Genomic DNA, 10,774 nt, shown 5'->3' with positions numbered 1-10,774 from the left:
CGAACTCGTCGGAGAGGTCGGCGGCTGCTGCCGCCTTCTGGGCGCGCTTGAGCTGTTTGGCGGCCGCCCGATAGTTGCGACGATCGGCCTTCTCCAGGGTCGAGTCGATCAGCCGGAGGTACACATTGAGCGCGGCGGCCGGGTGGGTCACTTCTCGTTCCTCGGCGAGTCGAGCCCATCGCTGATCGCCGATCGCTTCGGGGTTGGCGTCGGTCGCTGCGGTCCAGGCGGCGTCGATGTCGCCGTCGGCAAGGAGCGCATCCACGAGACCGCCAACATCGCGGGCACCGAGCACGGCGCGCGCTGATGCAAGCTCGTCCGCCCACGCACCTGACGACGCTGCTGCCGTCTTCAGCTTGGCGTAGGTGGTCGAGCTCGGCATCCGCTGGTGCTGCTCCCGACGCAGGTCGAGCACACCGGCATCGTCGCCCCGATCCGCCAGCACACCGGCGACGACGTCGTACAGCTGAGCGACCTGCCAGCCGGTCACCGAGTCGATGCCACGGCGAGCCCAGATGAGCGCGTCGTCGGGTCGGTCGAGTTCGAGCATCGCCTCCGCGACCCGGATGAAGTCATACGGACGGTCGAGAGCTCCGCCGAGCAACTCGACGACCCGATCCACGTCACCGTCGAGCACGGCGAGACGCTCCTGGACGTAGCGGACGGCGAAGTCCGGATCGGGTGCCGCCATCCGCTCGTCGACCTCACGCCGCAACACGGCGAGACCGCTCCCGCCGAGCGCGTCGGCGTAGCGGACCGGGTCGGGGTTGAAGAAGTCCTGGTCGTCGAAGCTGAACCGGATCATCCACTTCGCCAACGCCTTCGAGTCGGCGACGCCGGCATCGCCGAGCTGCTCGTGGATCTCGAGCAACCGGCGGGCGACGTCGCCGATCGCTCCCGACGAGTCGTCGGCGTACATGATCGTCTTGGCGACACGACCGACCGCCAGCTCCACCAGCTTGAGCAACTCGCGCGATGGAGCGGACTCGGCCGTCGCGGCGATCTCGTCGACGACGATCATGGCGTCGTCGGCCCATGCCATCGACTCCCGATAGCCGAGATGCCGACGAGTCCTCAGCCCGTCGAGCTCGGACCGCAACGTCGCAACGCGATCCGCCGGCGCCGCTGCTGCCAGCCGGATCGTTCGTGCTACGTCGCCGTTCCGCTGCGCAGCATCGAGGAGAAGCCGACGAACCTCACCGTCGCCGAGCCGTTCCACAAGCTCGTCGAGTTCCTCGTCCGGTCCCCCGAACCCCGGTCGCGCCACGACCCGGACGGTAGCCGGATCACCAGACGTCACAGCGTCCGGAAGGTCGTGGCTTCACGTTGCCGGTCGAAGCTCGTTCCGCAACCGATCGGCAATGGCATCGACCCGATCGGAGAAGCTGCCGGCGACCGAGACGTGGTCGGGAAGAGCCGTGGGCCACAGCGCCGTGACGCCCTTGACCCGCGGGTCTCCTCCTCCCGGTCGGCATCCGCGAGTCGGACATGCCCGGTGGCTTTTTGCCGGACATGAACACGTTCGGCTCCAATCGCGGCGATCATGCGCACCAAGGCGTCGGCCACAAGACACCACCGGACCCAGTCGATGCGCTGCGCCTAGTTACACGCATCGTGCTCGGGCTTCGGCAGCTTGACCGCCGCCTGATGTCGCTGAAGGCGGAGTAGCACCTTGAACGTCAACGCTGCGGCCCGAGCACCGGCGCCGCTTGCGCCGCTTCCGCTTGGCGGGTTGGTCGCGCCGGTCACGGACCGGTGAGCGACTCGACGATCGCCTTTGCGACGCGCCGGGCGACCGCACTCGGCTGAAGTCGCTCGATCGAACCGTCCGCTCTCCGGGCAATCCAGCGGTCCACCTCAGGAAGACGGAGCGTCAGTTCCGCTACGCCCGGCGACCGTCTGTCATCGCGTACCCACTTCCGGTACCCGGTCTCGTCGGGCACAGACCAGAAGATCGATGGCCCATGTCCCAGCTGGTCCCATCGCCGGACGTCGTCGCTTCGGTAGCCGGTCCATGCCAGGTACCGACAGTTGCCAGCACCAGGAACATCGGCCTCCAGCCGAAACAGCCAGGAGTTCCCCGCCGGGTCGCCCTTCGAAAGAGCCACATAGTCGCCGAGAAGAAGTTCGTCTTCGTACCAGTACGTCGAGACCGTGGCTAGCGAGCCAAGAGAGGCCCGAACGGCATCGTCGACCAGAGCGAACAGAAGCTTGACCGCATCGTTCCAGATCCCAACCTGACGCTCCTGGCTCTGCCGGAGTTGGGCCTGCGCGAGGTCGTAGCCCTCGTGGGCCGCTGCCGTGCGCTCGAGATCTCGGAGTGCATCCTCGGCGCGACTCAGAATCAGCTCGGCCACGAGGCCGAGGTCCCCACCTAGGTCGGACTGAGCCAGAGCCTCGTAGTACCGGAGACGATCCTTGCGTCGGATGATGATGCTGGGAAGCCCCGCTCGAATGAGCTCGAGGTTCATCACCGCCCGAGAAGTCCGTCCATTCCCGTCCAGGAATGGGTGGATGTGAGTCAGCCAGGCGTGAAGCACGATCGTGCGAAGAAGCGCTGGCGCTTCCTGGTTCTCCTTGGACCAGCGCTCCCACTCCTCCATCGATCTCATGACCTCCGGCCAAGTGGCGGGTGGAGTGTGGGGGGAACCGGAGATTCTGACCGGCTCGGAGCGCAGAAGCCCCGCAGATGGCCGTCCTCCAAGAATGAGCTCGTGAAGCTCCTTCACCTCCTCGATCGTCGTCGGGGTCCGTTGTTGAGCCATCTCGACCATGCGGTCAAGCGCAACCGAGAGATTGACTGCATCCTCCGAGAAGGCGGGGTCATGGCCGGTGATCGTGATCCCGCGAAGTACCGCCAGTTGCGTCTCGCCGACGCTGAGAGTGCTGCCTTCGATGGCGTTTGATTCTGCAATCTGCTCGAAGCGCTTGTCGCCGAAGTATGCCCGAAGCGTCTGGTCTGTGAGTGTCCCTTCGGCTCGGAGAAGCTCCACTCGACGCTGAAGGTCAGCGGCCTTGTCGATGACCCACCGCCCGCTGTCTTCGAGGCTGTACGGGCTGCCTGCTAGGTCGATAGTCATCGAGCTATTCGCCCTCAGACGGCGCTGTTCCACTGGTCGCCAACAGTTGCCGCGCACGGCGAAGGTGTCCATGCGCAATCATGCTTGTCCCGACCGACCAGCTCGCCACGACTCAATATCCTTGCGCAGCCACGCGCGGCACTTTCCATCGGCGAACTCCAGCACTGGGTCTGGGAAGTCCTTGTACCGCTTCATGTACGTCGTCACGCTGTTCCTCTGCGCCAGACCCAGGAGGCCCGCGACCTCACCAGCATCGACAAGATCGTCAAGATCGACGAACCGACCCATGCAAAGAGTCTACGTGTGTTGACAGCCTTCGCAGCACAGCGGCCACAGCGGCCGCACACCGAGCCGCGAGCGCTGCTTGGACCCATCTGATCCAGAAGCGTGGCCCGTCCACCAAGAAACTCCTCGCGGATCGCCGTTTCGCGCCCTCATCTTCTTAACCACATGGTTAGAAGAATGGTTAGTAGATCCGGCCGGGACGCGGAAAGCCCCTGGCGGATGTTGCCATCTACCAGGGGCTTCGTGGTGGCGGGGGCAGGATTTGAACCTGCGACCTTCGGGTTATGAGCCCGACGAGCTACCGGACTGCTCCACCCCGCGTTGGAGGCTCCCAATACTACGACCGTCCGGTGCGATCGACAACCGCCTACGCTCCGCCGCATGAGCGGGGGTGAGCACGCCGAGACGGTCGAATCGCTGCGAGCCTCGTTCAAGTACGGCTTGCGCAGCAACCTGAACTTCAAGTTCGTAACCGACCTCAGCGACGCCGAGTTCGGCGACTTCTTCGAGGAGCTGCTGGCCGCCGTAGCAGCGACGACCGACGACGGCGATCCGGCGCCGGTCATCGACGCCGCGTACCGCTGGCAGGTGCACGCCTACGCCGGCCATCTCGGCGACCCGGCCGACTTCCCGCACCGGCACGACGACGTGCCGCTCGCCACGCTCGGCAAGCCGCTGTCGGAGAGCAGCGTCGCACTGCTGACGTCGAGCGGGCACTTCGTCGAGGGCGACGACCCGCAACCGTTCGGCGTCGAGCACATGACCCAGGCCGAGGCCGAGGCCCGCATCGGCGAGTTCCTCAAGGTGGCCCCCACGCTGTCGGAGATCCCCGTCGACACACCCGCCGAACGGCTCCACGTCCGCCACGGCGGCTACCCGGTCGCTTCGGTCGCCGCCGACCACCAGGTCGCACTACCGCTCGAACACCTCCGGGCGATGGTCGACGAGCGCGTCGTCGGCGAGCTCTCCCCCACCGCCTACTCGTTCGTCGGCGCCGCCGCGCAGGTGCGCCTCAAGAAGCAGGTCGCACCCGCGTGGGCGCAGCAGCTGCGCGACGACGGCGTCGACGCCGTGCTGCTCGTGCCCGTTTGACCCGTCTGTCACGTGTCGGTCGGGCACGTCCAGCGAGCGTTCGAAGAGGCGGGCATGCCCACCGTCGGCGTGTACGTCCGCAGCTTCGGGCACATCCCCGAGCTGATGGGTGTCGCCCGGGCCGTCATCACCAAGCACCCGATGGGCCGCCCCCTCGGCGCACCCGGCGACGGCGAGCGGCAACGCCACGTCGTTCGCGCCGCGCTCGACCTGCTCGAGCGCACCGAACGCAGCATCGTCGAGCTGCCCGAGCCGTGGCGGCCGAACCCCGGCTGAGCCCGGCGAGTTCAACCATCAGGCCGTCTGGCACTACACCTCGGCGAGGAAGAGGATCGGGTCGGTCGGCGCATCCGCACCCGACTCGGCCTCGATCGTGACGCCCCACGCCAACGGCGCGCGGTCGATGTCGAGCGTCCGGCGCACCGTGCCGCCCTCGGCCCGGTCGAGCAGACGGGTCGGGGTCGCGCCGTCGGCGTCGATCACCCACAGCTCATAGGCGAGTCCCCGACCCGGCACGACGAGGCCGTCGCCGAGCACGACCGCCCGATCGGCGGTCCATGCGACCCGAACCGTGCCGGCGACCTCGCCCTCGAGCTCGACGAAGCGTGCGTCGGGCTCGGCCAAGACGGCTGCGAGCTGTTCGTCGAAGCCGTCGTCACCGAGCTGACCGGCGATCACCGCGCCGGCGACGAACAGCGTGATCGCGGCGGCGACCGCCAGGGCCGCGGTCACGACCGGCCGTGGCCGGCGGCGATCGGCGAGCCGCTCGACCGGTCCGGCGATCGGGGAGAGCTGCCGGGTGCGGCCGATCTCGGCCATGATCGAGTCCTTCAGCTCGGATCGCGGCGGCGCCTCGGTCAGCGCCCCGAGCTGCGCAGCCGCCTCGCGGTACTCGCGGACGTCGGCCCCGCAGATCTCGCAGGTGGCAGCGTGCGCCTCGAACGCGGCCCGCTCGTCGGCGTCGAGCGCATCGAGCGCGTAGGCGGCCGCGAGGTGGTGGAGGTCGAGGTCGGTCACGTCACCACCCCCAGCTCGTCGCGCAGCCGGATCAGGCCGTCGCGGATCCGCGTCTTGACCGTGCCCTCGGGCACGTCGAGCAAGGCGCCGACCTCGCGGTACGTGTAGCCGCCGAAGTACGCCAGCTCGACGGCCTCGCGCTGCCGGTCGGTCAGCCGCGCCAGCGACCGACGGACACGTGCCCGGTCGAGGTCGGCATCGAGCTGCTCGGTCACCGTGTCGGCCACGGCGTCATGGTCGCGCACGATGCTGCTCGCGTCGCGCTCGGCTCGATCCCGCGCCGACTGCTCGGACCGCACTCGATCGACGGCTCGCCGATGGGCCAGCGTCGCCACCCACGACCGAACCGAGCCCTTCGACGCGTCGTACCGCGGCGCGAGCCGCCAGAGCTCGACGAAGACCTCCTGGACGACCTCCTCGGTCTGCGCCGGGTCGCGGACGACCTTCAGGACGACGCCGTGCGCCAGCGCGCTCACCTGGTCGTACAGCTCGCCGAACGCGCCCTGGTCGCCGCGACCCGCCTCCCGGAGCAGGCCGGCGAGCGCGTCGCCCGGCTCATCGGCCTGCTCGGTGCGGGGCCCGCCGCCGATCGACCTCAGCCGACGCAGCACGTCCCCGCCCTCGAATGCGGACACCCCATCAGGGTCAGTTCGTAGCAGACCCGCCACATCAGCCCAGCGAGTCGAGCAGCTCGGCCGCGTCGGCCGCCTCGGTCGGATCGAAGCGATCGTTGATCGCGAGTGCCGCCTCGAGGTGGTCGCGAGCGACCTCCACCTCACCGGCCGCTGCCGCGATCGCGCCCGCGTGGTAGCGCAGCTCGGCGTCCTGGGCGCCGGTTGCCAGCATCGGGCCCAGCAGCTCGCGCGCCCGCTCGATCTGACCGTCGTTGAAGAGCGCCCATGCGAGCGTGTCGTACGCACCGATGTCCTGCCGCTCGGCGAGATCCTCCTCGGCAAGGCGTACGGCGACCGCCGGGTCGCGGGTGAGATAGAAGCCGACGAGATGACGTCGCTCGGCCGGGAAGCGCCCGATCGTCTCCTCGGCGAGGGCCAGCCCCAGCCGCTCCTGCTCGTCGGCCGCCGCGGTCTCGCCCCTGGCTCGGAGCAGATCGGCGTACGACCCGTGCAGGTCGGCGGCCGGACCCGAGGCCAGGAGCGCGATGTACAGCTCCTCGGCCTCCGACGTGCGGCCCACGCTCGCGTACACCGACGCGAGCTTCTCGGTGGCGCCCGGGTGGTCGGGCGCGATCTCGAGTGCTCGCTCGAGTGCCTCGATCGAACCGGCGGAGTCGCCGGTCGCGAAGCGGACATGGCCGAGCTGGAACCAGGCGAACGCCCGGTCGGACGGTCGCTGGTCGAGCCGCTCGCTCAGCTCCAGGGCCTCCTCGGCGAGCGCGATCGACCCGGCGGAGTCGCCGGTCGCGAACGCCAGCCGCGACAAGCGGCTGACGACCGGCGCGCTGCGCTCCTGCTCGGCGAGCTGCTCGTAATAGCTGCGCGCCACGTCGTACCGGCCGAGCTCGAAGCTCGTGTCGCCGAGCAACGCGAGCGCGCCCAGCGAGCCGGGGTCAGCGGATCTGACCTCCGACGCGAGCGCCTCCGCCTCGGCGAACCGGTGCTGGCTGTGCAGCGCCTGCGCCAGGCCGAGCCGCGCCGCAGTGTGCGTCGGATCGATCTCGAGCGCCTCGCGCAGCACCCGCTCGGACGCTTCGTAGCCCTCGAGATCGGCAGACTCGCGCGCCGCCGCGGCCAACGCCAGGCCGAGCTGCGTGCGGTCGAGGTAGCCCGCCGGCGACGCGTCCACCCGGGCCTGCCAGAAGTCGACGGCATCGGCCGTCGACAGCAGACCGCTGACCGGTTGGCCACTCGCCATCGCCTCCACGGCACTTGCCGGTTGTGGCGCAGACGGTGGCTCAACCTGGGCGAGGACGCCCCATCCCGCGAGCAGCAGGCCGGCGGTCACCCCGCCGATCGCGATCGTCTTGCTCTTCATGGCTCTTCCGTTCGTGTCTCTTCGACTCATGTCTCTTCCTCACTCCGCGCCGTCGGGTCGTCGACCACCTTCGAGGGGCCGGGCGTCCCACAGCGCCCGGCCCCTCGTCCCGCCAGGAACGTTGGCGATCCGGCTCAAGTGTTGGCCGGAGCCAGGTACGGGAAGCCGCTCGGGAACGGCACGTTGTTGGCATCGACGCAGTCGGTCGTGAGCGCCGGTCCGTTGCCGCCCTCGTCGAAGAGGCCGGTGACGACGGCGAGCTCGAAGTCGATCACGTCCTCGGCCGGCTGCCGGCCGTTGAGCGGACCGTCGTTGAACCCTGCGCCGCTGCTCGTGTCGAGCGTCAGCACGTCGGGGAGCAGCAGACCGGTCACGAAGTCGGCCGTCGCCTGGTCGTAGCCGTCGCCGTCGAGGCCGCTCAGGAACTGCAGGTTGTCGCTCACCTCGGCGCCCCACTGACGCAGGTCGCGATGCGGGCGGGTGGCGTTGAACGCGTCCTCGTTGCCGTCGTCGATCAGCACGGTCGCGATCGCCGGCTTGCCGACGCGGTCGACGCGGCCGGACGAGTTCTTCGTCTCGGCCCACACATTGATGACCGTGTTGCGGGCCTCGTCGTCACCGTCGTCGCTGCTGTCGTCGTCCCAGTGCTTCCGCCAGTCGCGACGACCGCGGTCGTCGCTGTCGTCGCTGTCGTCATCGCTGTCGTCGTCGGCGTCCTCGTTGCCGGTGAGCAGGTCGCTCGGCACCTCGATGACGATTGCCGACACGTTGAAGGCGGTGCCGCTCGTCGGTGCGAAGAAGTCGACCTCGTCGCCGTCGCAGAAGCCGCGGGTCCCCTGACCCTTCACCGTGCCGAGGAATCCCTCGAGGTCGAAGAAGAACGGGTCGTCGAACGTGCCGGCCATCGCCCGGCCTCCGCCGGGCAGCTGGATCTCCTCACCCGTCCAGCCGCGGACGCGCCGCTCGCCGCCGGCGCCGCGGATCCTCATCCGTTGCCGACCCTCGTCGTCGGGCTCGCCGAACGTCACGCGGATGGTGTGGTCCCTGCGAGCGTCGCCGTCGTTGTCGATCCGGAACTTGTAGACCCCGTTCGGATCGAACGTGGTCGGCGACAGCACGCCGGCGGCCGGGTTGACGGTCTGGATCAACACGGTGTTGTCGCCGTTGGTGAACGCATACAGATCGTTGAGGTCGGTGCGACCGTCGACCTGCACCAGCGGTGCCTCCAGGTGATCGGCGGCGCTGCCCGGCTGGGCGACGAGCGCCGCCCCTCCCAGCAGACCGGCCAGACCGATCGATACGGACAGTGCTTTCTTCATGACGGGAACCCCTTGTCGTGATGTGGCTCGTGCGGTGTTGCACGTGGTTGGACGTGAGAGGTTCGGAACCCGACCGGCGACGGATTGGTCCTCGGCCGGTTCGGCCCGTCCTCTGGCCGGAAGGATTCCGGAAGGGGGGTCTCGCACGATGCGGGCGTCATCGAGATCGACGAAGGAGACCCATGCACCGCACCATCCCCGTCCTCCTGCTCGGCACGACGCTGCTGCTGTCGTCGTGCGGCGACAACGACGCCGACGCCGACGGCTCGTCCGTCCGCGACGGTGTGCTCGAGGTCGTCATGGCCGACTTCCACTACGGCGACCTCCCGGGCGAGGTCCCCGCCGGCACCCGCCTCACCATCGGCAACGAGTCCGAGCGCGAGCTCCACGAGCTCGTCGCCTACCGGCTCGACGACGCCGACGACCGCTCGGTGGCCGACATCATCGCGACCGACGTCGGTGCACTGCTGGGTGGGGGTCCACCGGTTGCCGTGCTGCTCGCCTCGCCGGGTGGCGAGCAGATCGACGCCGTCGGCGACGGGGTGCTGAGCCAGCCAGGTCGGTACGTCCTGCTGTGCGCTGTGCCGACCGGCGCCGATCCGGACGAGTATCTGCACGCGGTCGCCACGAGCGAAGGGCCGCCCGACGTCGCCGGCGGTGCGCCGCACTTCGCGCACGGCATGTACGCCGAACTCGTCGTCACCTGACGGCCGCGGCTCGTCGACCTCGCACCGACGGCGTTCAGCAGCGGCGGTCGTCGGGCCCGATCGACAGCACGGTGATCGGCTCGGGGAAGCCCTTCACCATGCGCCGGCCGGCCGGCATGAACACGCACGACGGTGCCGCCTCGACGAGGTCCTCGGTGACGAGCATCTCGAGCGGCACCGCCTCGTCGACCAGGCGGGAGGCGAGGTTGACGACCGGGCCGTAGTAGTCGCCGCCCCGCAGGACGACGTTGCCGTACGCCATGCCGCCGCGCGGCAACACACCGTCGCCGACATCGCTGAACGCGTCGATGAGCGCCCGACCGGCACGGCACGCGGCCGAGGCATCGGTCGCGACGAACATCACCTCGTCGCCGATCAGCTTGACGACCCGGGCGCCCTCCTGCGTGGCCACGTCGTGGGCGCGGCCCTCGAAGGTGCCGAGGAACGACGCCAGCTCGGGAGCATCCATGTTCTGCGAGAGAGCCGTGAAGCCGACGAGGTCGACGAAGCCGATGGCATACCGGTACTGGAAGCGATCGGTCATGCCGATCGTCGTGCGACGGGTTCGTTCGATCGCCTGCAGCATCTGGCGCCGGAGGATCGGGTCGAGGTGCATCGCCAAGCCGTCGACGAGGCCGACCGCCTCGTACACCTTGTGAGCCAGGACGTCCTCGTTCGAGCCCGACAGCAGGTGGGGCGACTCGACGTCTGCGAGGAACAGCGACACCGCTGCCTCGGCGATCCGACCGAGGGCCGAACCGAGGACGCGCATCAGCCCGGTCGCGGCCTCCGGCGAGAACATCGACGCCAGCACGCCGACCGCGTTGAGCGCTGCGATCTCGGCCTCGGTGAACCCGACCTCGCCCTCGGGCGAACCCTGGATCGGCGCGAAGCCGAACGCCGTGACGTACCGATCGAAGTCGTCGGGGGCGAGCGCGGAGCGACTGATCGCCGTGCCACGGTCGAGACGCTCGCCGGGCACGAGCCGGCGGTCGCCGGCCATCGCCCCCAAGGCATCGGTCACGAGCCCGACCTGCATCTCCTCGATCGTGAAGCCCTGCTCGTCGAGCCACGTCAGCAGCTCGAGCCGGCCGACGTCGGCATGCTCGTCGGGGTCGTACAACCCCGCAGCCTGGAACTCCAGCGGCGTCGGCATACCGCAGAGCGTACCGAGCCAGTAATCGGCGACGCCGCGGCGTCGGCATACCGCCGGGCGCACCCAGCCACCAACTCCACGCCAGCGAGCGAACGGAACGGCGCATGCTCGATCCGCCGAGCGAGC

Annotated in this window: 11 protein-coding genes and 1 tRNA gene; 3 read left to right on the top strand and 9 right to left on the bottom strand. The window is 69.2% G+C overall.

From position 1 onward, the window contains the following. The 4 genes from QNJ12_RS21150 to QNJ12_RS21135 all read right to left on the bottom strand — a co-directional run. Positions 1 to 1,267 (bottom strand): DUF6880 family protein (locus QNJ12_RS21150; protein WP_300625740.1); only part of this gene is annotated, 1,267 nt, incomplete at its 3' end. 478 nt (positions 1,268 to 1,745) lie between these two features. Beyond that, complete coding sequence (locus QNJ12_RS21145; protein ID WP_300625739.1) at positions 1,746 to 3,152, bottom strand: Fic family protein; 1,407 nt, start codon at positions 3,150 to 3,152, stop codon at positions 1,746 to 1,748. A gap of 6 nt (positions 3,153 to 3,158) precedes the next feature. Next, on the bottom strand, positions 3,159 to 3,368 hold the full coding sequence (locus tag QNJ12_RS21140; RefSeq protein ID WP_300625737.1) for a hypothetical protein: 210 nt from the start codon (positions 3,366 to 3,368) through the stop codon (positions 3,159 to 3,161). Between the two features lie 241 nt (positions 3,369 to 3,609). Next, positions 3,610 to 3,686: transfer RNA gene (locus tag QNJ12_RS21135), tRNA-Met, on the bottom strand. Between the two features lie 60 nt (positions 3,687 to 3,746). On the opposite strand from QNJ12_RS21135, the gene QNJ12_RS21130 reads away from it, so the two are divergent. Together QNJ12_RS21130 and QNJ12_RS21125 are read left to right on the top strand one after the other, a co-directional pair. Next, positions 3,747 to 4,457 carry a glycine/sarcosine/betaine reductase selenoprotein B family protein gene (locus QNJ12_RS21130; protein WP_300625735.1) on the top strand — a complete coding sequence of 237 codons (711 nt, stop codon included), beginning with the start codon at positions 3,747 to 3,749 and terminating at the stop codon, positions 4,455 to 4,457. A 54-nt stretch (positions 4,458 to 4,511) separates the two neighbouring features. Further along, positions 4,512 to 4,733, top strand: coding sequence for a hypothetical protein (locus QNJ12_RS21125; RefSeq protein WP_300625733.1), 222 nt, complete (start codon positions 4,512 to 4,514; stop codon positions 4,731 to 4,733). Positions 4,734 to 4,766: 33 nt separating this feature from the next. Here the strand turns inward: QNJ12_RS21125 and QNJ12_RS21120 are convergent, their stop codons facing one another. The 4 genes from QNJ12_RS21120 to QNJ12_RS21105 all read right to left on the bottom strand — a co-directional run bounded on the left by QNJ12_RS21120 (position 4,767) and on the right by QNJ12_RS21105 (position 8,785). Continuing rightward, positions 4,767 to 5,474 carry an anti-sigma factor gene (locus QNJ12_RS21120; RefSeq protein WP_300625732.1) on the bottom strand — a complete coding sequence of 236 codons (708 nt, stop codon included), beginning with the start codon at positions 5,472 to 5,474 and terminating at the stop codon, positions 4,767 to 4,769. Then, entirely contained in the window at positions 5,471 to 6,064 is a 594-nt protein-coding gene (sigK, locus tag QNJ12_RS21115; RefSeq protein ID WP_367281830.1) for an ECF RNA polymerase sigma factor SigK, read from the bottom strand. The genes QNJ12_RS21120 and sigK overlap by 4 nt, the downstream gene beginning before the upstream one ends. Positions 6,065 to 6,143: 79 nt before the next feature. Further along, the gene (locus QNJ12_RS21110; RefSeq protein WP_300625727.1) at positions 6,144 to 7,466 is read right to left on the bottom strand and encodes a tetratricopeptide repeat protein; all 1,323 of its coding nucleotides are present in this window, start codon (positions 7,464 to 7,466) and stop codon (positions 6,144 to 6,146) included. 134 nt (positions 7,467 to 7,600) lie between these two features. Next, entirely contained in the window at positions 7,601 to 8,785 is a 1,185-nt protein-coding gene (locus QNJ12_RS21105; RefSeq protein WP_300625725.1) for a DUF4331 family protein, read from the bottom strand. A 182-nt stretch (positions 8,786 to 8,967) separates the two neighbouring features. Between QNJ12_RS21105 and QNJ12_RS21100 the strand changes: the two genes are divergently transcribed. Continuing rightward, positions 8,968 to 9,492 carry a hypothetical protein gene (locus QNJ12_RS21100; protein ID WP_300625723.1) on the top strand — a complete coding sequence of 175 codons (525 nt, stop codon included), beginning with the start codon at positions 8,968 to 8,970 and terminating at the stop codon, positions 9,490 to 9,492. A 34-nt stretch (positions 9,493 to 9,526) separates the two neighbouring features. On the opposite strand, the gene QNJ12_RS21095 is transcribed toward QNJ12_RS21100, so the two are convergent. Beyond that, complete coding sequence (locus QNJ12_RS21095; RefSeq protein WP_300625721.1) at positions 9,527 to 10,648, bottom strand: adenylate/guanylate cyclase domain-containing protein; 1,122 nt, start codon at positions 10,646 to 10,648, stop codon at positions 9,527 to 9,529. Positions 10,649 to 10,774: the final 126 nt, after the last annotated feature.

It is taken from the genome of Ilumatobacter sp., assembly GCF_030065885.1.
Classification (GTDB): Bacteria; Actinomycetota; Acidimicrobiia; order Acidimicrobiales; family Ilumatobacteraceae; genus Ilumatobacter.
This window is presented reverse-complemented; position numbering and strand designations above follow the sequence as displayed.

Coding starts and splice junctions, on each gene's coding strand:
- QNJ12_RS21105 (WP_300625725.1), bottom strand. CDS start 8,785: ATGAAGAAAGCACTGTCCGTATCGATCGGTCTGGCCGGTCTGCTGGGA.
- QNJ12_RS21140 (WP_300625737.1), bottom strand. CDS start 3,368: ATGGGTCGGTTCGTCGATCTTGACGATCTTGTCGATGCTGGTGAGGTC.
- QNJ12_RS21130 (WP_300625735.1), top strand. CDS start 3,747: ATGAGCGGGGGTGAGCACGCCGAGACGGTCGAATCGCTGCGAGCCTCG.
- QNJ12_RS21095 (WP_300625721.1), bottom strand. CDS start 10,648: ATGCCGACGCCGCTGGAGTTCCAGGCTGCGGGGTTGTACGACCCCGAC.
- QNJ12_RS21125 (WP_300625733.1), top strand. CDS start 4,512: ATGCCCACCGTCGGCGTGTACGTCCGCAGCTTCGGGCACATCCCCGAG.
- QNJ12_RS21110 (WP_300625727.1), bottom strand. CDS start 7,466: ATGAAGAGCAAGACGATCGCGATCGGCGGGGTGACCGCCGGCCTGCTG.
- QNJ12_RS21145 (WP_300625739.1), bottom strand. CDS start 3,152: ATGGACACCTTCGCCGTGCGCGGCAACTGTTGGCGACCAGTGGAACAG.
- QNJ12_RS21100 (WP_300625723.1), top strand. CDS start 8,968: ATGCACCGCACCATCCCCGTCCTCCTGCTCGGCACGACGCTGCTGCTG.